18 protein-coding genes are annotated in these 20091 nt (G+C 58.7%); 8 read left to right on the forward strand and 10 right to left on the reverse strand.

Going from position 1 to position 20091, the window contains the following annotated elements:
• The 4 genes from Q1A00_RS07485 to Q1A00_RS07500 all read left to right on the forward strand — a co-directional run.
• The coding region (locus Q1A00_RS07485; RefSeq protein ID WP_299756027.1) for a cellulose biosynthesis cyclic di-GMP-binding regulatory protein BcsB at positions 1-1946 on the forward strand (1946 nt) is incomplete at its 5' end.
• A 24-nt stretch (positions 1947-1970) separates the two neighbouring features.
• Entirely contained in the window at positions 1971-3947 is a 1977-nt protein-coding gene (locus tag Q1A00_RS07490; protein ID WP_299756030.1) for a glycosyltransferase, read from the forward strand.
• A 6-nt stretch (positions 3948-3953) separates the two neighbouring features.
• Complete coding sequence (locus Q1A00_RS07495) at positions 3954-4322, forward strand: STAS domain-containing protein (RefSeq protein ID WP_298402735.1); 369 nt, start codon at positions 3954-3956, stop codon at positions 4320-4322.
• A gap of 14 nt (positions 4323-4336) precedes the next feature.
• The gene (locus Q1A00_RS07500) at positions 4337-4744 is read left to right on the forward strand and encodes an ATP-binding protein (protein WP_298483011.1); all 408 of its coding nucleotides are present in this window, start codon (positions 4337-4339) and stop codon (positions 4742-4744) included.
• Between the two features lie 57 nt (positions 4745-4801).
• Here Q1A00_RS07500 and Q1A00_RS07505 read toward each other — a convergent pair whose 3' ends face one another.
• The 4 genes from Q1A00_RS07505 to Q1A00_RS07520 all read right to left on the reverse strand — a co-directional run bounded on the left by Q1A00_RS07505 (position 4802) and on the right by Q1A00_RS07520 (position 8498).
• Positions 4802-5221 (reverse strand): LysM peptidoglycan-binding domain-containing protein, encoded by a 420-nt coding sequence (locus tag Q1A00_RS07505; protein WP_298402738.1) that lies wholly within the window; start codon positions 5219-5221, stop codon positions 4802-4804.
• 92 nt (positions 5222-5313) lie between these two features.
• Positions 5314-6462: a glycosyltransferase family 9 protein gene (locus Q1A00_RS07510; RefSeq protein WP_298402740.1), complete on the reverse strand. Its 1149-nt coding sequence runs from the start codon at positions 6460-6462 to the stop codon at positions 5314-5316.
• A 48-nt stretch (positions 6463-6510) separates the two neighbouring features.
• Positions 6511-7818, reverse strand: a complete 1308-nt coding sequence (locus Q1A00_RS07515) for a CpXC domain-containing protein (protein ID WP_299756036.1) — start codon at positions 7816-7818, stop codon at positions 6511-6513.
• Positions 7819-7856: 38 nt separating this feature from the next.
• Positions 7857-8498 (reverse strand): class I SAM-dependent methyltransferase, encoded by a 642-nt coding sequence (locus tag Q1A00_RS07520; RefSeq protein ID WP_366144859.1) that lies wholly within the window; start codon positions 8496-8498, stop codon positions 7857-7859.
• 370 nt (positions 8499-8868) lie between these two features.
• Here Q1A00_RS07520 and Q1A00_RS07525 point away from each other — a divergent pair, with 370 nt between their 5' ends.
• Together Q1A00_RS07525 and Q1A00_RS07530 are read left to right on the forward strand one after the other, a co-directional pair.
• Positions 8869-9837 carry a quinone oxidoreductase gene (locus tag Q1A00_RS07525; RefSeq protein WP_298402745.1) on the forward strand — a complete coding sequence of 323 codons (969 nt, stop codon included), beginning with the start codon at positions 8869-8871 and terminating at the stop codon, positions 9835-9837.
• A 212-nt stretch (positions 9838-10049) separates the two neighbouring features.
• Complete coding sequence (locus Q1A00_RS07530) at positions 10050-11468, forward strand: aspartate kinase (RefSeq protein WP_299756039.1); 1419 nt, start codon at positions 10050-10052, stop codon at positions 11466-11468.
• Positions 11469-11600: 132 nt separating this feature from the next.
• Here Q1A00_RS07530 and Q1A00_RS07535 read toward each other — a convergent pair whose 3' ends face one another.
• Positions 11601-12656: a 3-deoxy-7-phosphoheptulonate synthase gene (locus Q1A00_RS07535; RefSeq protein ID WP_298402747.1), complete on the reverse strand. Its 1056-nt coding sequence runs from the start codon at positions 12654-12656 to the stop codon at positions 11601-11603.
• A 149-nt stretch (positions 12657-12805) separates the two neighbouring features.
• The gene (locus Q1A00_RS07540) at positions 12806-13699 is read right to left on the reverse strand and encodes a dihydrodipicolinate synthase family protein (RefSeq protein WP_299756042.1); all 894 of its coding nucleotides are present in this window, start codon (positions 13697-13699) and stop codon (positions 12806-12808) included.
• A gap of 279 nt (positions 13700-13978) precedes the next feature.
• Here Q1A00_RS07540 and Q1A00_RS07545 point away from each other — a divergent pair, with 279 nt between their 5' ends.
• Entirely contained in the window at positions 13979-15046 is a 1068-nt protein-coding gene (locus Q1A00_RS07545; protein ID WP_298402751.1) for a glucose-1-phosphate thymidylyltransferase, read from the forward strand.
• 44 nt (positions 15047-15090) lie between these two features.
• On the opposite strand, the gene Q1A00_RS07550 is transcribed toward Q1A00_RS07545, so the two are convergent.
• Positions 15091-15423: a hypothetical protein gene (locus Q1A00_RS07550; protein WP_299756045.1), complete on the reverse strand. Its 333-nt coding sequence runs from the start codon at positions 15421-15423 to the stop codon at positions 15091-15093.
• Positions 15424-15966: 543 nt separating this feature from the next.
• Positions 15967-16458 (reverse strand): hypothetical protein, encoded by a 492-nt coding sequence (locus tag Q1A00_RS07555; protein WP_298402756.1) that lies wholly within the window; start codon positions 16456-16458, stop codon positions 15967-15969.
• Between the two features lie 366 nt (positions 16459-16824).
• Here Q1A00_RS07555 and Q1A00_RS07560 point away from each other — a divergent pair, with 366 nt between their 5' ends.
• Positions 16825-18003, forward strand: coding sequence for a hypothetical protein (locus Q1A00_RS07560; RefSeq protein WP_298402757.1), 1179 nt, complete (start codon positions 16825-16827; stop codon positions 18001-18003).
• 4 nt (positions 18004-18007) lie between these two features.
• Here Q1A00_RS07560 and rsmI read toward each other — a convergent pair whose 3' ends face one another.
• Both rsmI and Q1A00_RS07570 read right to left on the reverse strand, forming a co-directional pair.
• Positions 18008-18877, reverse strand: a complete 870-nt coding sequence (rsmI, locus tag Q1A00_RS07565; protein WP_298402758.1) for a 16S rRNA (cytidine(1402)-2'-O)-methyltransferase — start codon at positions 18875-18877, stop codon at positions 18008-18010.
• A 231-nt stretch (positions 18878-19108) separates the two neighbouring features.
• Positions 19109-20068: a GDP-mannose 4,6-dehydratase gene (locus tag Q1A00_RS07570; protein ID WP_298402759.1), complete on the reverse strand. Its 960-nt coding sequence runs from the start codon at positions 20066-20068 to the stop codon at positions 19109-19111.
• Between the last annotated feature and the right edge of the window lie 23 nt (positions 20069-20091).

A 20091-nucleotide genomic window follows, 5' to 3' on the forward strand; every position in this document is an offset into this window, starting at 1 on the left:
GCGACCGCACAGCGCGTGGGATCGATGCGGTGCTCGATTATTACTTTCCGATTCCGACAGGGTTGCGTCCGGCGAGCGATGGCTTATTAACGTTACGGTTTAGCCACTCGCCACTGTTACGGCCTGATCGATCAACGATGACGGTTGCGTTGAACGGACGGTCGCTGGCGAGCATCCGGTTGACGGTGGAAAATGCTGTAGAGGGCGTGTTGGCTGTACCGTTGCCGGTGGCCGGTTTTACCGGGCCGGGGTTGTTTGTGCAGGTGCAGATCCACATGCGCTTGACCGATGACGCCTGCGAAGAGGTGCAGAATCCAGCGTTATGGACGGTTGTGAGTGGAGAGTCAACGCTCCAGCTCGACTTACAACCGGTTATGACAGGAACGCTCGCCGATCTGGCAGCACTGTTCGCGCCGCTACCGCTGAGCGTACCTACGATCCGGTTACCGCCGACCATTGTGTTATCGCCGGCAACTGATACGGCTACGTTAACTGCAGGAGGCATAGTCGCCTTTGCGATTGGGCAGTGGGCCGCATTGGCGAGGCAAGATCCGGTCGTGAACGTTGCAGAGGCAGTCCCTGCACAATCCCCTGCGATCGTGGTCGCGTTAGGCCCACTGCCAGCCGGAGATTGGGGAAATGTGCGTTGGAATGGTAGTGGGTATGAAGTGGATGGGCAAGTGATTCCGGAAGAGCATGGCATTTTGGCGTTGGCACCAACTGCGCCGCCACAACTACTGGTGGCAGGTGCAACCCCCATCGCACTAGAGTACGCTGCGCGGGCTTTGACAGTCGCGTTGCCGGCGGCGCCGGCGCTGGCAGTGACTCAAGCGCCGCCGGCACCAGTCGCTGCAGCTTGGCAGGAAGGCGCTGCCAGTTTTGCCCAGTTGGGCATCGCACAGCGCCGGGTGATCGGCGCGGGTGAACACCAGATCGATTACGCCTTCGAGCGTCCGCCGGGATGGGATCTTCGAGTGGGGGCTACCCTCGAATTGCACGTCGTGACGGCGGCTGGCCTCGTGCCGGAAAGGTCGTGGTTGGCGGTATCTGTCAATGGCATCACCCTTGGTTCGCAGCGGCTGCGGGTGGAAGCTAACGCGATCGAGCGGTATCGGTTTGAACTGCCCGCCGATCTGCTCAATAGCGATTTGGCCGGTACACCGCTGCGCCGGATTGATCTCCAAGCGCGCTTGTATCTCGATCTGCCGAACAATGGTTGTGAAGAGGTCGATACATCAGCAGCATGGGCAATCATCGAACCGACATCGGCGTGGCGTTTACCCCATGATCCAGCGGCAGCAGACGATCTTGGCCGGTTTCCAGCAGCGCTCATTATTGGAGACACGAGCGCGCGATTGGTATTGCCGGCGCAACCAACTCTCGCCGAGATCCAAGCCGGCTTGGAGTTAGCGGCAGCAATGGGTCGTTGGAGCGCGCTGCCTGATGTGTTGCCGCCGCGTCTCGTGACTGCAGATACAATTGGCAATGAACGGAGTGGGCCATTGGCGATTCTGGGAGATCGCAACCGGAATTCATTGACAATGACCCTCAATACAGCCGCAACCACCCCGTTTGTATATCAACCCGGTCGCGGCGCACAAGCGACGTTGAGTCTGATACCGTCGCCGTGGCAATTTGGTGCGCGGGTGTTGCTGATCGACGCTGCTGACGGTGCAGGTATGCGGCTAGGGGTGCGAGCGTTGCGTGAACGAGCGCTCTTAGATGTGCTACGCGGAGCGCAGGCCCAGATTACAGGGGATCGCGATAGTATTGTTGTGCCATTGACGCCGCCGCTGGCCGCCCCGCCGCAGACCTTGACGCCGCAAATTGAAGTCGTCTTGCTTGAGCGCATCCCGGCGTGGCAATTTGTCGGCGGCATCTTGCTGATTGCTTTGCTGGCAACGGTAGTGTTGGTCGTTCGTATTCGTTGGTTGCGCAAACAGTAAAGCGCTTTGCTGCCGGTTAGGTCTATGCGGTCTTCGTACCTCGACACAACCTTCCTGCGCGCCAGTTGGGGGCCAGCGGAATGGGCTGCGTTCCGGCGTGGCCTGATCAAGATTCTGGTGATTACCAACCTAACGCTCGGCGCGTACTACCTACTCTGGCGAGGAACTGTTTCGCTCAACTGGAATGCGTGGCTGTTTGCGTTAGCATTGTTTGGCGCTGAGCTGTACAGCTATATTGGCAGCTTCCTCTTTGGGCTTACCGTCTTTCGGCTGCGCGAGCGGGGCGAGCCGCCGCCGGCCCCGCCCGGTCTGCGGGTTGATGTATTTATCACTTGCTATAACGAGCCGGTCGAACTGGTGCGCAAGACCGTGCGGGCGGCCGTGGCGATCCGCTATCCACATCAGACCTATCTGCTCGATGATGGCAATAGTCCGGCAATGCGGGCAATGGCGGCGGAAGAGGGATGTGGCTATATTACTCGTTCGGCGGCATGGAAAGGATTTGATCGGCACGCCAAAGCCGGTAATTTGATCAATGCGCTTGAACAGACAACCGGCGATTTTGTGTTGATCCTTGATGCCGATCAGGTGCCGTTGCCGCAGATCCTTGACCGCACCCTCGGTTATTTTGCCGATCCACTAGTTGGGTTGGTTCAGACGCCGCAATACTTTATCAATGTACCTCCGGGAGATCCGTTCGGCAGCCAAGCGCCGCTCTTTTACGGCCCGATCCAACAGGGGAAGGACGGTTGGAACGCAGCATTTTTCTGTGGTTCAAATGCAGTCTTGCGCCGCGAGGCGTTGGCTCGCACCGGCTTGCGCTTCTTTGTGCGCGATGTCGAGCGGCGTATCCGGCGAGCATTACGCGAGGCCGATACGGTGATCCGGCAAGCAGAACGGCGGTTGACCAAAGTAGATCGGCAGCGGATTGCACCGGCGTTGCGCGAGCTGCGCAGGGCGGTGGCGCAAGCGCGGCGCGAGTTAGATCGCGGAGATACCTTTCAGGAAGTGACCGAGCGGTTTCAGCGACGAGCCGAAGAAGCGGCGCGGATGGTGGTGGCGGCTGATTTGCAACAGATCATGGCCGATCTGGCTGAAATTCAAGCGGTCGAAGCTGCCGAGATTATGCGTGCGCTGAATGACGAGGCGCTCTTGGCGGAACTGGCAGCGCGCGATCGATCGCCGTTGGCGGCGATCGAAACCGTGCGGCAACTCATCCCGCTGCTTGTTAATGAAGCGATGGATTACCTGCCGATTTCGACGATCTCGGTCACCGAAGACATGTCAACTTCAATGCGCATGCATGCGACCGGTTGGCGTTCGGTCTACCACGATGAAATATTGGCCCATGGGTTGGCGCCGGAAGATCTGCGCAGCGCGCTGCAACAGCGATTACGGTGGGCGCAGGGCACGATTCAAGTGATGCTGCGGGAAAATCCATTGACCTTGCCGGGCTTGAGTTTGGGTCAACGCCTCGCCTATTTTGACACGATGTGGAGCTATTTGTCGGGAGTGCCGACAATTATTTATTTGATCTCACCAGTGCTTTACCTTATCTTTGGCTTATTGCCGGTCAATGCGTTATCCGATGAATTTTTCTGGCGGTTGGCGCCGTATCTGATTGTCAACCAATTGCTCTTTGCCGTGATCAGTTGGGGACGGCCAACGTGGCGCGGGCAGCAATACAGTCTGGCGCTCTTTCCGCTCTGGATCAAGGCGGTGACGACTGCGGCAGCCAATGTATGGTTCGGTAAGAAACTCGGTTTTATCGTTACGCCGAAGACCCGGCAAGCGGGGCGCTATTTTGGGCTGGTGCGCTGGCAGCTTTTGATGATGGCATTGCTTGCGGTAGCGATTGTGGTGGGGTTAGGGCAATTGGCATTGGGCTGGCGGAGCGACGGGTTGCCGGTGGTGGTCAACGTTTTTTGGGCAGTGTATGATCTAGTTATGCTCAGTGTAGTTATCGATGCAGCAATGTACCAACCTACCGAGGAGCAGTAGCACAGTATGGCGCCAGAGTTTGTGAAGGGGGCGTTGATGGAGATCACGGTCAATCCAGTGGACGAACGCACGGCAGTGGTTCAATTGCGGGGCCGGCTCGATCTGTTAGTCGCCGCAGAGGTGAAGCAACGGCTGGTACAGGCCGTCAACGAAGGGTTTCGGTTATTGGTAGTTGATATGAGCGAAGTCAGTTTTGTTGATAGTTCAGGGCTGGGCGCACTCATCGGTGGGTTGAAGGCGACCCGGTTGGCCGGTGGTGATCTGCGGCTAGCTTGTGTGGGCGCGCAAGCGCTGGCGATTTTGGAATTGACCACGCTGAACCGAGTCTTACGTCCTTACCCCAACGTGGCTGAGGCATTGCAGGCGAACTTGTAGTTCTGAGATGCGCTATGAACCGTATCGAGCGCCAGTATGAACTCAGCGTCGTGCCGTCAGAAGGGATTGAGCAGTTGCATACCGCACTGGCTTCATTTTGGGATGAAGCCGGGGTTGCGCCTGAGGCGCAGATACGGTTTAACACGGCGATAGCCGAAGTGGTGGCGAATATCTTGCAGTATGCGGTGAGGCCGGGCGATGGGCCAATTCAGTTGCGGTTGCGTTTCACCCCGGCGCGAATTGAGGCTCGGTTGGTTGATCGAGGGCGCGCGTGGGAGAGACCGGCAGTAGTAACCTCGCTCCCGGAGGATTGGCACGAGAGTGGGCGTGGATTGGCGATTGCCGGCGCGATTCTTGATACGTTGCAGTACCGCCGGTTCCGTAACCTCAATTGCTGGCGGCTGGTGTTGGCGGTGCGGTAGGGAAGAGTGAACATAATGATTGAGGCAGTGGGACTACCGCACTCCATAGGTCGTTGTTTACGGCGTCGGTGTGAGCGCCGGGCGCGGGGTGCCGATCAGCGACGGAATCAGCAAGGTTTGGCCGGGTTGGATGAAGTTGGGATCGGTGAGATTGTTGGCCGCGACCAACTCATCGACGGTGACGCTGAAGCGCTCGGCGATGGCGCTGAGTGTATCGCCAGCTTGCACGATGTATAATGCCGCCACCGTTGGTGTTGGGCGCGGGGCGCTAGCGTAGGCCGTCGCCGTAGCGTCAATATCGAGGGTTGGCGCGGGTGTAATGTCGAGAACGGCCGGCAGGGTAGGCAGATTGCGTGGCGGCGGATCGGGCAGGCAGGCAGTCAATGCCACACTAGCGCACAACATAAGCGCCCCTATCATCCCAAGCCACATTTGGCGCACCACAATCACCCCCTTGATCGGCACCTGTGCGGTCACAACAGATTATTGTAGCAGGCGGTCGAATCGACGTCAATGTGGTTTCGCGGCGACGAAACTGCGATTGGCGCGGTAGCAGGGAAATTACCGTTTCAGTGTGGGGCGGGCGTGTGGCGACGCTGGTTCAGTAACATCGTTTCCGCGACGGTCAGCACGTGGGCCGGTTGGATGGCCGCCATGCATTCGGGTGGATCGGTGGCACGCGGGCAGGCGGCGAAGACGCCGCAGGGGCTGCACGGCAGGTTGGCGCTGATCACGCGCTGGCGGGCCGGATCACCCCACGGCCCGAAGCGGCGCGGATCGCTCGGCCCAAAGAGGTGGATCGTGGGCACACCTTGACTGACGGCGATATGGAGCGGGCCGCTATCAACGCCAATCACCAGTGCGGCATAGCTAAGCAAGGCGGCGAGCCGGTCGATAGTGAGGTCGGCGCTCAGCGTCAATACATCTGGTTGGGCGGCGGCAATCGCGGCCAGCTCAGCGCCTTCGGTGGGGCTGCCGGTGAGGACAATCCGCCGGCCCGGTTGGCGCAACCCTTGAATCAGGCGCATCCAGTGCTCGCGCAGCCAGTGTTTAGTGGGGCCGCCAGTGCCGGGATGGAGGATGATCACCTGCGCCTCCGGCGCGCTATGGTGGTGGAGCCATGCCTTCGCCCATTCCTGTGCAGCGGGTGTAGGCGAGAAGCGCAGCGGCCCCGGCGCAGGCTTGGCGCTGGTAAGAGCTGCAACGAGGTCGAGCGCCTGTTGGGTTACGTGCTGGCGGGGATCGTAGGGCAATGCCACGCTGAGCAACGGTTGGCAGAGCGGGTGAGCAAAGCCGATCCGGTGGGGAATACCGGCCAGTAGCGCGAGAGCTGCGCCCCACCAATGGTCATCACGCAAGATGAGCGCCGCATCGTAGCACTGTCGGCGCAGCCGCCATGCCGCGCGCAGCAAGAGGGTATACGGCGCGAGCGGCATCGGTTTGGCGGCGGCGCGGTCGAAGGCGGGAAAAGGCAGCGTTTCGAGCGCGTTGAGTTCGGGCAAGCGCTGCCACATCGTGGCAGCCCATGGCCCGACCAGCCCCGTAAGGTGTGCGGTGGGCAACGCTTCTCGCAGCGCGGCCAGCGCCGGCGTCGCCAGCAATAGATCACCGAGGTGATCGGGTTTGATGATCAGCACCCGTTGCGCTGGATTGGCCGGCATACGGCGCACTAATGGACGGGCTACGGCGGCCAGCAGGCGCAAGAGTGAGGGATGCATAGCGTGAATGTATCGTAGAGACGTTGCAATGCAACGTCTCTACGATGATTAAAATAACAACGCACTTGCTTCACGGGCCAATTGGCGTAATCGTTCGGCAACTGCTTGATTCGCGCGTTTCTCTTCCTCGGCAGTCCGCTCGTTAAGGCGGCGAGCCAAGTCAGGTGTGATCTTGGTCACATTCTTGCGCAGCAAGCGCGTGGCCTCAGCCGTTGTCTCTTGGGCGAGCAGCTCGTTGATAAAGCGGTCTTCGGGCGAGAGACGTGACTCAATAATGTCTTTCGCAGCGGTCGCCAGCTTCTCAAGCTTCTCGACCAGTTCTAAACTGCCGGCGTGATGAGCGGCAGCAATACTGGCCGAAATGACTGTCAGCAAGCCTTCATCCACTTCAGCGGCCCGTTCACGTAAAGCGGCTACTGGATCAGGCGTAGACAGCACGGCATCAATCAAGGCGCTGCCACGCTCGAATAGCTCTTGAGCGGCGCGGTCAATCTCTTCGACCAGCTCAAGAATGCGCGCGCGCCGCGCGGTGAGCATCTGGGCCGTAGCGGTATCGCCGGCAGCCTCTGCCGCCTCGATTTGCTCAGTCCACAATTCAAAAAAGCCGTAATCGATCAGCGGGCGCAATTCGTGGACAGCGGCAGACAGCTCGTCGTCGCTGACGGTGCGGAGACGCTCGATAGCGGCCTTCACCTCTTCGGCGGCGGCCAAGGCGGCGGCGCGGGCGACATGCGCTTGCAGCTTCTCGCGCACCTTGATCAACATCGCACGCATGTGAGCTTGCGCGTCATTGGTGGCGTTGATAAATGCATCGAGGGTGGCAAAAAACTCCGGCGTAAGCTCGGCAGTGTAGCGTTGGGCCGCCTCAGTAAACTGCGCGTCATCTTCAACCAGATTGACCAGCTCAGTCAAAATCTCAACATAGCGATTTTGGCGGCGCAAGTCTTCGGCAGAGACGCCATCAGCTTCGTAAATAGCTTCGATCAGCGATTGTAGGGTCAGAAAGCGGCGGGGCGCCAGCAGATAGCCGCGGGGCGCGTCGGCGGGTAAGGCACGGATCAGAAACGCCGAGGCATCGCCGACGAATTGCTCAATCTCTTTGGGCTGGCTATTCAGCTCTTGCGGCACGTACACTAGAAAGAGCTGCTTACCGGCATCGTGATAAATCAACGGCGCGCTGAGCATACTGGCCAGCCCGCAGCCGGGACAGACGGCGACATTCAGTTGGCCGGTGAGCAGCGCCGCTTTGAGTTCGGGTTGCTCGCCGCCATCAACAATCGTATAGACCAGCGAGCGGAAGCGGGTGCCGCAGGATGGGCAAGCGAGTTGAACCGGTTGAGGAGGGGCCGAAGGCATTGATCTTCTCCAGTGTCTACCATTTCGTTCGTCGCTGATTATACCACTCGTCGCCCAACAACGGCGTAGAGAGGATCGCTCAGCCAATGATGGGGCGAACGGTCAAGACACCGGATCTGTTCAAAGCCACCGGCCAGCTCGAAGTAGTAACGCACCAACTCCATGTGTTGGCGGTCGTTGGTGGCTAACCAGACTCGCACTGCTTTACTTGGGAAGCAGCGGTTGGAAAAGGTGACGATGAAGGGTCCTCCCGGTTTGAGGATGCGGGCCACCTCGGCGAAGACCTCGACCGGGCGAGTCATATATTGGACGGAGACGGTGCAAACGACACCGTCGAAGGTGGCGTCGGCAAAGGGTAACTGCGGGTTGTCGTTGAGGTCGTGGACGACATATTCGTGGAGCTGCGGGTTGAGCCGCATCTCGTCTTCGTTGAGACCAAGTCCAACCACGCGGGTCAGTGGAATATCAGTTGGCAGATGGCTGACATAACTGCTCATCAGGTCGAGTAGGCAACCGCCGTGGGGCAGTTCCTCGCGGATCAACTGTGTCACGGCGCAGCGGGCCAGTTCATCAATATGAGCAGTGAGACGGGGGTAGAGATAGAAAAGACGATCATCGCTCTCATCGTATCGCTCGAAGTATTCAGGTGGAAGACCGCTTTGGCGCACTATTGCCCCCATCTGGTTAGTCATTGCGAGCGGGTGGTGTGATCTTGCGATATTGCTAATCACCCGCTGCTGCGAGCAGCGAATAGACGGTTACAGCCTGTGAATTGACCGATAACGATAGCTGTAGAATGCAGCATCTGAGCCGTCCAAACTAGAACCTTAGCGGTGTACAGCAGCTAGGCTGTTGCAGCTTCTCGAGATAAACCTGCAAAATGTTAAGCACGTCTGCTCGTTTGGACAACTGGGATGGGCGCAGCCGGTCCGCTAGCGCAATCCATTTGTGGCAGTCTGTACCTGCCAACACCAGAGCAGTGACGCTATGTTATAGTATAGGTCGGTTTTTGATTCGAGCGCAAGGGCGAGCTTGCAGTGAGGTACCACCATGCGGGCAATCCAGATCCATCAGACCGGCGGGCCAGAGCAGTTGCAATTGGTCGATATTCCAGCGCCGGCGCCAGCGCCGGGGCAAGTGCGGGTAAAAGTAGCGGCGGCAGGAGTCAATTTTATCGACATCTACCATCGCAGCGGTCTCTACCCGCAGCCGTTACCGTTCACGCTGGGTCTGGAGGTGGCCGGCACGGTCGATGCGGTCGGTGAAGGTGTCAGCGAGTGGGCGGTTGGCGACCGGGTGGGGTGTGTGACCGCTCTCGGTGGCTATGCCGAATATGCGCTGGCGCCAGCCGATAAGCTGGTGCGGGTGCCTGATAATGTTGATCTCGAAACCGCAGCAGCGGTACTGTTGCAGGGCATGACGGCGCATTATCTCACCTTTAGCACGTTTCCTTTAAAAGCGGGTGACACGTGTCTCGTGCATGCCGCTGCCGGCGGGGTCGGCCTGTTGCTGATCCAGATCGCGAAACGGCTGGGGGCGCGGGTGATTGGTACAGTCTCAACTGAAGAAAAGGCGGCGCTGGCCCGCGCTGCCGGCGCCGACGAGGTGGTGATCTATACGCGCGAGTCATTTGTCGAGCGGGCGCGGGCGTTTACCAACGGGCGGGGGGTTGACGTGGTTTACGACTCGGTGGGGGCGAGCACGGTGGAAGGCAGCCTCGACAGCTTGCGCCCGCGCGGGATGTTTGTCACCTTCGGCAATGCCAGCGGGCCGGTGCCACCGATTTCACCGCTGACGCTCAGCAGCAAGGGGTCGTTGTTTATGACCCGGCCTACCCTCTTTCACTACATCGCGACGCCAGAAGAATTGCGCTGGCGGGCGAGTGATCTGTTCACGTGGATCGGGGCAGGTGAATTGCAGGTGCGGATCGACCGGCGCTATCCGCTGGCTGAGGCAGCCGAGGCGCAGATCGCCTTGGCGAGCCGGGCGACGAGCGGGAAGCTGTTGCTTATCCCGTAGCAAGGGATCAACGCAAAGGCGCAAAGCACGCAGAGGTTTTAAGAGGGTGTGCGAGAGTGAGCTAAGCTCTAAATACTTAGCGTCTTCGCGTTAAAAACGGCTCATCTTTGGGTGGCGTCTTTGCGTTTGAATTCATAACGGTATCCACGTCGCGGTGATGCGCAGATTGCGCGCCGTGACGTTTTTTGTTAGCGCAAGAAGGAGACAAGCTTATGCGGCTGGTGATGAAATTTGGCGGCACCTCGGTTGGCAGCGCCGACGCGATCCGGCGGGTGACAGAGATTGTCGGCGCGCATGCCCGCGAGCATGAGGTGGTGGTAGTGGTATCGGCGATGAACGCACCTGATCTGCGCACCACCGACACCTTAATCGCGGCGGCGAAGGCAGCGGCGGCGGGCAATGGCGATGCCACGGCGCAGGTAGCGCCGCGGTTGCTCGAACTCCACATGCGGGTCGCCGCCGAGTTGGTGACGCCGGCCGAGCGGGCGGCGCTTGAGCCAGAAATTCGGGCAATGCTTGACTACATGAGCGATCTGTCGCGTAGCATCGCGGTGCTCGGCGAACTGACGCCGAGGGCGCTCGATCTGTTCAGCGGGTTGGGTGAGCGGCTCAATGCGCGGCTGATTGCGGCGGCCCTGCGGAGTGCTGGGATCGACGCTGAGGCAATCGATGCCACCGAGTTGATCGTAACTGACGACCGCTATGGCAATGCGTCACCAATCGAACCTGACACCCGCGAACGCAGCCGGGCGCGGTTGTTGCCGTTGCTGGCGGCGAAGCGGGTGCCGGTGGTGACCGGCTTTATCGGCGCGACGCGGGCCGGCGTACCGACGACGTTGGGCCGGGGTGGTTCTGACTACACCTGCGCCATCCTCGGCGCCGACCTCGATGCCGATGAGGTATGGTTCTGGAAAGAAGTGGACGGGGTGTTGTCGGCGAATCCGAAAGTCGTACCGGAAGCGCGCACCCTGCCCCGGCTCTCGTATGCTGAGATGGGTGAGATGGCGTACTACGGGGCGAATGTGCTGCACCCCAAGACGGTGCTGCCGCTGGTGCATCGCCGCATCCCGATCCGCATTCGCAACACCTTCAACCCCAGCCATCCGGGTACGTTGATTGACGCCGAGGGCGATGGCGAGAGTGTGCGGGCAATTACGGCGATCAAAGGGTTAAGTCTGATTACCGTTGGCGGGCCGGGCATGCTGGGCCTCACGGGGGTGGCGGCGCGCATCTTTGGTGCAGTGGCGCGGGCTGGCGCAAATGTTTTGCTGATCTCGCAAGCCAGCAGCGAGCAGAGCGTCTGTTTTGCAGTGCCGGGTGACGAAGCGACTAAAGTGGTCAACGAGCTGCGTTGCGAGCTTGATCGCGAATTTGCCGCCCATGATGTCGAGCATATCGGCACGATTGCGCCAGTTGTGATTGTAGCTGTAGTAGGGTCAGGCATGCGCGGCACGCCGGGGATTGCCGGGCGGGTGTTTGGCGCGCTCGGCGCGGCGGGGGTGAACGTGATCGCGATCGCGCAAGGCAGCACCGAGAATAATATCTCGCTGGTCGTCTCAGAAGCAGACGCCGATAAGGCGGTGCGGGCGGTGCATGGGGCTTTCGTGACAACGAATGAGGGGAACGAATAAACGACTGAATGAACGAAAGGGGTAACGAATCGTTTCGGAAAGCCGCACGGTGGTACGGCTCCCGCATATTGTGGGAACGGAACGCCGCACGGCGGTGCGGCGTTCCCCCACGTGGCCGGTGTCTGTCCCGAATTACCGTCTGCTCAGCGCTAGATGCGCTTCGTAAAGAAGACGCTCGGTGGTATCCCAGCCGACGCAGCCATCGGTTAGCGAGACGCCGTACTTGAGGGCGCTGCGGTCGGCGACGAGTGGTTGCTTACCCTCGAACAGATTACTCTCAAGCATCATACCGATGATCGGCAGATTCTCTTCGACCATATAGCCGAGCACCGTCTGCCAGACGGCTTCTTGGCGGCGGAAATCGCCGCCGGAGTTGGCGTGGCTACAGTCGATCATGACTGCGGGTGTCAGTTCAGCTTCGCGCATTAGGCGCGTCGCTTGCACGATATACTCAAGGTGATAGTTGGGGCCGTGGCGACCACCGCGCAAGATCACGAAGCTGTCGGGGTTGCCGGTGGTGCGCACCACGCCGCTGCGGCCGTCTTCATCAATGCCGAGGAAGCTGTGCGGCACCGCCGCTGAGACGCAGGCGTTGACGGCGACTTGGATCCCGCCATCGGTGCCGTTTTTGAAGCCGACCGGCATCGAGACGCCGCTGGCCAGCGCGCGATGGGTTTGGGCTTCGCTGGTGCGGGCGCCGATGGTGGCGAGGCTGATCTGATCGTCGAGGTACTGCGGGCTGATCGGGTCGAGCATCTCGGTGGCGACTGGCACACCTAATTCATTAATCGCCAGCAACAGTTGGCGGGCGATGCGCAGGCCGGCTGCCATATCGAACGAACCGTCGAGGTGGGGATCGTTAATCAGACCGCGCCAGCCGACGGTCGTGCGCGGTTTTTCGAGGTAGGTGCGCATCACGATCAGCAACTGATCACTGAGCGGCTGTTGGAGGGCTTGCAAGCGACGGGCGTAGTCGAGCGCCGCTTCGGGATCATGGATTGAGCACGGGCCGACGACTATAATCCGACGCTGGTCGTCGCCGCGCAGAATGCGGCGAATCGCGGCGCGGGCCTCGGCGACGGTTTGGGCCGCAGTAGGGGTAATGGGTAACTCGGTCTTGAGCGCACGCGGCGGTTGCAACGGCGTCAATTCGCGGACGTGCAGGTTTGCTAATGGCGTCTGGTTCATAGGGCGTATGCTAACTAAGAGAAAACGCAAAGACAGAGGTACGTGCCTCTGCGTCTTCGCGTCTGGTATTCAAATGGCCGGTACTAGTATACCGCGAATTGCAGCGAGCGCGCAGCGCGGGATGGGGCTGTGTTCTCTGCGATAGTCATTTATTCTCCGGCCATAATGCGTTCGTAAGCGGCACGCAGCGCAGCAGCTTCCTCATTACTGAGCGGCATGAGCGGCAAGCGCAGCGCTGTTTCGGGCAAGTTGCTTGTCCAAGCCAACGCGGCTTTAAGCGCCGGCGGGGTATTGATCGGATTGATCAGGTCGCGCACAGCGCTGAGACGAGCTTGGGCTGCCGAGACATCACCGCCGTTGTGGTAAGCATCGAACACGGCGCGGGCAAGGCGGGGGAAAGCGCTGGAAAGAGCGGTAATCGCGCCGGCGGCGCCACCGGCCAGCGCGCGGGCGATGAGGCGGTCGCTGCCAGTGAAGATGCGCAATTGCGGGTAACGGTCGATCAGCATCTTGGAATGCTCCCAATCGCCGCTGCTATCTTTAAGGCCAAAGAACTGGCCGGGATGGCTACCGAGCAGGCCATCGATAATTGTGGTCGTGATTGGTACCCCGGTCACTTGCGGGATGTGGTAGAGCATGACCCGCGCATCCGCCGGCAATGCGTCGCAGAGAGCGCGAAAATAGGCCAAGATACCGGTCTCGCTCGGTTGCTTAATATAAAATGGCGGCATCACCAGAATCGCATCAACCCCTAACTCAACCGCTGCCCGGCTCAGCGCAATCGTATCGGTGAGCGCCGCGCAGCCGGTACCGGCAATGACGCTTAGTTCACTACGGTGTTGCATGATGATCTCAAGCGTTCGTATGCGTTCAGCGACGCTCATCGATGGCCCTTCACCGGTAGTACCGAGTGCAAGGACGCCATGCATGCCGCCATCAGCCAGAAATTGTACATATCCCGGCAGCCATTCATAATCAACCGGGCCGACATCGCTGGTGAATGGAGTGAGCATTGCGCTGATAATGCCCTGAATCTCTGCCATAGCCGCTCCTCCTCCCTGATCATTGCATTTGGTAGAATCTACCACTAATATCATTTTGCGTAAACAAGATATGCGTTGGGGATGACACCCAACAAGATGATCATGTCCGTGTTCGTAGGGGATTGCTTCGGGTTTTCTAGATAATATTTCGCATTGCCTAGACCGACCCTCGCAATGACACTTAGCAAGATCAGTAGGGAGACAGCCCTGTCTCCTTACCGCGCCACATGGTGTAGAATCAATCGGCGGCAAGCAAGCTTATCAGTGAAGAAGGCGGTTATGAAAGGTCTTGTGCTGAGCGGCGGCAAAGGAACTCGGCTCCGTCCGATTACGTATACCAGTGCCAAGCAACTGGTGCCAGTAGCGAATAAACCTGTTCTCTTTCGTGTGATCGAAGCCATCCGCGATGCCGGCATCACTGACATCGGCATTGTGATCGGCGATACCGGCGACGAGATCCGCGCAGCGGTTGGCAATGGCCGGCGGTGGGGGGTCAAAATTACCTACATCCCGCAAGAAGCGCCGCTGGGGTTGGCGCATGCGGTCAAGATTAGCCGCGATTTTCTCGGCGATGACCGATTTGTGATGTTTTTAGGCGATAACTGCATTCAAGGCGGGATCAGCCCGTTGATCGAGCAGTTTGGGCGGAGTGACTACAATGCGCAGATCGTGTTGAAAAAAGTAGCCGATCCGCGCTCGTTCGGCGTCGCCGAACTTGATGATGATGGGCGTATCATCCGGTTGGTTGAGAAACCGCGTGAACCGAAGTCGGATCTGGCACTGGTCGGGATTTACATGTTCGATCACCATGTCTTCGAGGCGGTTGAGGCGATCCGGCCCTCGGCGCGCGGTGAGCTGGAGATTACCGATGCGATCCAGTGGTTGGTGAGCCACGGCTACAATGTCTACCCCTACATCCATGAAGGGTGGTGGATCGACACTGGCAAGAAGGACGATATGCTCGAAGCCAACCGGCTGGTACTCGACGAAATGGAGCCGTCGGTGCAGGGCTATGTCGATCGCGACTCCCAGTTGATCGGCAAGGTGATCATCGAGCCGGGGGCCGAGATTATCAACAGCACGATTCGTGGGCCGGCGATTATTGGCGAGCATACGCGAATTGTGAATGCGTATGTAGGGCCGTTTACCTCGATTTACCATCACTGCCACATCGAAGAGTGCGAGATTGAGCATAGCATTGTGCTGGAATATTGCACCATCCGCGGGTTGCCCCACCGCTTAGAAGACAGTCTGATCGGGCGTAATGTCGAGATTGGGCGCAGCCCGCTGCGGCCCAAGGCGTACCGATTGATGTTGGGTGATAACAGTTCGGTGGGCGTGTTGTAGGGACGCAGCCCGCTGCGTCCCTTGAGGCACAGCACGCTGTACCACTACCACCCCGTCGTATCCATCTCGTTCTGGTCTTCTTGGCGGCGCATGCGCCAATACTGCGCGGCGAAGCAGATGAGGGTCGTGCGATCAAACACATTCGCATCGATGTCGTTGCGTACATCAAGCGCCTTGTAGAGGTTATCGATATATTTGCGCACGGTACTCTCACTCAAATTGCGTTGGCGCGCAAGATGGTTAGGTGTGAAGTGAAGCTGCATGGCTATTTCGCGCAAGTGGTGCGACAGACGGTCCAACCGAGGTGCGATTCGTTGCACGGCGGCGCGTAAGCGCGGATCGTCAATCGAGGCGAGAAAGTAGTCTGATGGCTGCATTGTCGTCTCCTTGGGTGGTGCCGTGTTATTGTCTGCGCGCTTGCCCGGCCTTCGATCTCTGTGATGAGCGGTCGTACTATTGCGCGGAAGTCATTTTTGGTTGGCTCACATCAAGAAATGCCAACAATGGCCGAATTTGGCAGCGATGTTGGCTGTGCGGAATGCAATTGGGCAGTGGGATTGCGAATGGTGAACAGGGTCAAGGAGAGTGAGGATTGCATAACTGGCTTGCTTTTCTCGCGAAGTTGATTAAGAGCTAAGAAGTAGCTTTACGGATCGCGCTGCATTTGCTATGCGGCGCAGCCATACTCTTTGGATCGAAGCGCAGGGTGACTAGCTGCCACCCTCCCCTCCATTCCCTCCCGGCATCCGCGCCACCACCTGCGGAGCGATCTCATCGCCAAGAGTGATAAACAACGAGCCGAAGTGGATGATCTATCCGGTTGCCGTGCGCATAGCAGAGATAGAGAATGGCGGTGCGGCGTCGCTCGCAGGAGCGGTGTAAGCATCGGGAGTATGCTCCCACAACTCGCTGAAATGGGGTCATTCCCACCAGCGCGCTACCTGCTCGATATACCATGACTCACGTTCACAATAAGCGTTTTGCACCTTAAAGCCGTAAATGTTCCGCTGAGCGAAACAGCGCCATCGCTCGTGATCAAGGTAGAGCAGGTGATAGACCGGTGAACGCGGATCGAACATCATCTGTATCACATTGCGCATTTCCGCCGGTATCGCTTCATACTCCGCGCGCGCGATACTCGCTACAGCGAGCAAACACTCGTTCACATCGAGCACATCCCAATCGCGGTTGATGGTGTATACCGGCAGCGGAACGAACTGCATGACCTTGCGGGCCACCTGCACGAAGGTTGCTAATGCCTCGCCTGACCGGTACGGTTGAATGGGGTCATGATGGGCGGTCATCAGCAGCCGGTTGCCTTCAGTGAGATCGCATTCTAAGTAATCGGCAATCGTCATCACGATATCGCGTGACGGCGGTTTCTTAACTTCCCGGACCGGAGAGCTGGGCATGACGAATAGACCTCGCGAAACTGGTTGTCGGTGAAGGCCCAAGGTTCGTGTTGCCAATGGCTCGGCGGACGTTGCTGCTGGGCCAGTTCATTGCGCCGACGCCGGCGTAATTCTTCGACCGTCGTGACGAACGCTTAGCAGGCAGGATGAGCGTTGGTGGTTTACAGCGATCCCAAACGGCTATCGTAAGTTTCCTTGCGATTGATATTGGGCGCCGAACGTCTCAAAACTACCCAGCAGGCGTCATGTAATTAGACAGCTTGATCGGTTCATTCTTTATGTCTATACTATAGAGTACGAAATACCCAAAATCTTTGAGCTTTCTTGCGGTTATTTTGAGGTCTTCTTTTTTATATCGACCGGCCAATGGATCTCGAGGCTGAACTCAACTCATTACGCCGCGACATCGAGCAATTACGCGCCGAAGTGTATGAGCTGCGCCGTTGCTGCGAGCAGCACAATGCCTCACGTCATGGTTTCCAGCGCTCAGCCGATCGCTTGGCAATCTTCGCCGAATTTGTGAAAACACAGTTGAAAACGATACCTTCTGAGGAGTCTCGTCGTGGCCGGCGCTATCGAACTCATGCCGAATTGGCCGAGGCGATTGGTCTCTCAAATGCGACCCTCAGCCGCAAGTTGCACGGGAAAGAGCCGTTGTTACCGGCGGATGTTAAGCGAATCGTGCGTCAATTGTTGATCTGGGGTTGTTTAGATAGTCGGCTGCGCGTTCGACAGATATTGAGTGAGATGGGAGTAGAGGATTTCACTCCGGCAGAATACCAAGAAATCGAACACATTCGTGGTTACGAAATCTATCCCTATGCTCGATCGAAGCTTGATCGTCTGCGTGATGATCTCAGTTCGCAACAGATTGCCGAATTAGTACAGCGGGTAGGGTACGGGGACGGGCAACATACTCCCGACACACTGATCACGTTTATGCGTGAGCGAAAAGAATACCCGCAACTACGGATGATGGCGCTAGAGGTGTATTTACGGGCAACGCCTCCGACGCAGCGACGGGCTGATGTGTGCAGTGTGTTGCTCCATGATTTTGATGCCAGCGTGCGTAAGTTTACCGTGCAGATGATGCGAGAGTATCAGGTGCCTATAGCGGAAGACGACTTGTTGCACGTACTCAACGACTCGCACCAAGATGTGGTATTAAACGCAGTCAAGCTGGCCGGTGATTTCGTCCGCGCGCAGCGCATTGATCCGGTCTACCTGACTATTCCCAATATCGCCAATCATCGCTACTGGTTGATTCGCTGGTTGGCGATAGAGGCAATTACTGATGCCGATGCCGAATATAACAAGCCGGAAACAATTACTCTTTTGCAGGCATTTGCCGGATCGAAGTATTGGAAGTCGCGCAAGCGGATTATTGAGTATATCGGCGAGCGTTACCGACGTGGCAATCTAGTCGGTGACGATTATCATATTGCACTGGCTTTGCTCGATCAATGGGCAACCGATGGTCAATCATCGCCTGAGAATACAAAACGGGCCCGCACCATGGTAGCACTATTGCGGAGTGCTTCGTAACTCATCATTGTTTCCCAAACACCTCTTGCCACACGTCGTACACCGTATTTTTGGGCGCGCCCAAGGCTTGGGCGGCGCGGCGAACGGCGGTGCTACCGCTGATCCCTTGGGCGGCGAGTTGGCGGAGGTAGTCGGCGATGGTGTCACGAGTGACTGTGGCTGCTGGTAGGCGTAAGCGTTGACGGTCACGTTTGTGTTCGCCGGTTAAGGTAGCGCCAGCGATGACAATGGTAAACTCGCCGCGGGGCGGGTGGCTGGTAAAGTGTTCGATCAGCTCGTTCGCAGTGCCACGAATAGTGGCCTCGAAGCGTTTAGTGAGATCGTTGGCGACGGCGAGTTGTCGTTCGCCAAGTGTTTCGGCGATGTCACGCAATGTTTCGATGATGCGGTGCGGCGTCTCGAAACAGATCACGGTGACGGTCATATCAGCGATCTCACCAAGCAGTTCGCGTCGTTCACGCGCTTGGCGCGGCAGAAAACCAACGAACAGAAAGCGGCTGGTTTCCATGCCTGACACAACCAAGGCGGCGAGTGGCGCGCTGGGGCCGGGAATGGGCGTCACCGCGTGCCCCGCCGCGAGACACGCCTGCACCAGTTCTTGACCGGGGTCGGAAATTGCCGGCGTACCGGCATCTGATACCAACGCAACATCACCGGCTTGCAGCTCAGCGAGTATCTCGTCGCGCCGAACCAGTTTGTTGTGTTCGTGGTAAGAAATGCAGGGGGTCGTAATCTGGTAGTGGTTCAGCAGAATGCGGGTATGGCGAGTGTCTTCGGCAGCGATCAGTCGCACTTCGCGCAAGACACGCAGCGCGCGCAAGCTAATGTCTTCGAGATTGCCGATGGGGGTGGCGACGAGATATAAGGTGCCCATGGATAGTGCTCTCGTATTTTACCGCCAAGGACGCGGAATAGCTGATCGCGATCATGCCCTCGTATCTTCCCGCCGAGAGCGCAGAGGACGCGGAGGGTGTGCGATAGCCACAGGGCATAACTTGCTACAGCAGCGCATGGCAGGCCAGCCTATTGTCGCACGCTGCACTGCCGGGCGTGATGGCGACGCACGCCGGGCATTATGGAGCCGCACGTCGTGCGGTTCTACTGATTATAGGGCGAATTGTTGCCGCCAATAATCTAACACCTCGGCCACGATCTGTTCGATGCCGATTTCAGGTTGCCAACCGGTGGTTGCGCGCAGTTTGCGATTGTCTCCCTGTAAAATCGGCTCATCGACCGGGCGCAGGCGAGCGGGATCGACCTGTACCTTCACCGGCACGCGCCCCATCGCGACCACCATATCAACAATATCGCCGATCCGCACCGCTTGGCCGGAACAGAGGTTGTAAACCTCGCCGGGAGCACCGTGTTCGAGCAGCAGCCACAGCGCACGTGCTACGTCGCGGGTATGGCTGAAATCGCGTTTCGGCGCCAGATTGCCCACGTACATCACCGGTGGTTGCCGGCCCGCTTCGATCAAGGCCATCTGGCGGCAGAAGGTTTGGATCGAGCAGCGGTCGCCTTGGCGCGGGCCGACGTGGTTGAACGAACGGGTGACAACGACGTGCAGGCCGTAGCTGGCGTGATACTGCAAACCGCTCAGCTCGGCGGCAACTTTGCTCACGCCGTAAGGGCTGGCCGGGCGGAGCGGGTGATCTTCGCGGATCGGCACATCTTCCGGGCGCACCGGCCCGTACTCGGCGCTGGTGCCGGCGATGTGGATGCGGGCATGCGGCACGTGGCGGCGGGCCGCTTCGAGTACGTTGATTGTGCCTTCCACGTTGGCCCGCATCGTGAGGATTGGCGCATCCCACGAGGCGCTGGGGTAGCTCTGTGCGGCAAGATGGAAGATGCGGTCGGGTCGGGCAGCGGCGATGGCGCGATCAACCGAGAAGGCGTCTTCAATATCACCCTCGTGGATGGTGATCTTGCCCAACAGATGCGCAATCGGGCGCGGATCGCTGCGCCAGCGTTTGAATGCGTGAATGTCGAGGTCGGGGATGGTCAGCAGGTAGTCGGCCAGAAAACTGCCAACCGGACCGGTAATGCCGGTGATAAAGACGCGCATAACGCCTCCGTGATTGTTATCGC

The sequence above is a fragment of the uncultured Chloroflexus sp. genome, assembly GCF_938091255.1.
Classification (GTDB): domain Bacteria; phylum Chloroflexota; class Chloroflexia; order Chloroflexales; family Chloroflexaceae; genus Chloroflexus.

Coding starts and splice junctions, on each gene's coding strand:
- Q1A00_RS07490 (WP_299756030.1), top strand. CDS start 1,971: ATGCGGTCTTCGTACCTCGACACAACCTTCCTGCGCGCCAGTTGGGGG.
- Q1A00_RS07495 (WP_298402735.1), top strand. CDS start 3,954: ATGGCGCCAGAGTTTGTGAAGGGGGCGTTGATGGAGATCACGGTCAAT.
- Q1A00_RS07500 (WP_298483011.1), top strand. CDS start 4,337: ATGAACCGTATCGAGCGCCAGTATGAACTCAGCGTCGTGCCGTCAGAA.
- Q1A00_RS07510 (WP_298402740.1), bottom strand. CDS start 6,462: ATGCATCCCTCACTCTTGCGCCTGCTGGCCGCCGTAGCCCGTCCATTA.
- Q1A00_RS07515 (WP_299756036.1), bottom strand. CDS start 7,818: ATGCCTTCGGCCCCTCCTCAACCGGTTCAACTCGCTTGCCCATCCTGC.
- Q1A00_RS07520 (WP_366144859.1), bottom strand. CDS start 8,498: ATGGGGGCAATAGTGCGCCAAAGCGGTCTTCCACCTGAATACTTCGAG.
- Q1A00_RS07525 (WP_298402745.1), top strand. CDS start 8,869: ATGCGGGCAATCCAGATCCATCAGACCGGCGGGCCAGAGCAGTTGCAA.
- Q1A00_RS07530 (WP_299756039.1), top strand. CDS start 10,050: ATGCGGCTGGTGATGAAATTTGGCGGCACCTCGGTTGGCAGCGCCGAC.
- Q1A00_RS07535 (WP_298402747.1), bottom strand. CDS start 12,656: ATGAACCAGACGCCATTAGCAAACCTGCACGTCCGCGAATTGACGCCG.
- Q1A00_RS07540 (WP_299756042.1), bottom strand. CDS start 13,699: ATGGCAGAGATTCAGGGCATTATCAGCGCAATGCTCACTCCATTCACC.
- Q1A00_RS07545 (WP_298402751.1), top strand. CDS start 13,979: ATGAAAGGTCTTGTGCTGAGCGGCGGCAAAGGAACTCGGCTCCGTCCG.
- Q1A00_RS07550 (WP_299756045.1), bottom strand. CDS start 15,423: ATGCAGCCATCAGACTACTTTCTCGCCTCGATTGACGATCCGCGCTTA.
- Q1A00_RS07555 (WP_298402756.1), bottom strand. CDS start 16,458: ATGCCCAGCTCTCCGGTCCGGGAAGTTAAGAAACCGCCGTCACGCGAT.
- Q1A00_RS07560 (WP_298402757.1), top strand. CDS start 16,825: ATGGATCTCGAGGCTGAACTCAACTCATTACGCCGCGACATCGAGCAA.
- rsmI (WP_298402758.1), bottom strand. CDS start 18,877: ATGGGCACCTTATATCTCGTCGCCACCCCCATCGGCAATCTCGAAGAC.
- Q1A00_RS07570 (WP_298402759.1), bottom strand. CDS start 20,068: ATGCGCGTCTTTATCACCGGCATTACCGGTCCGGTTGGCAGTTTTCTG.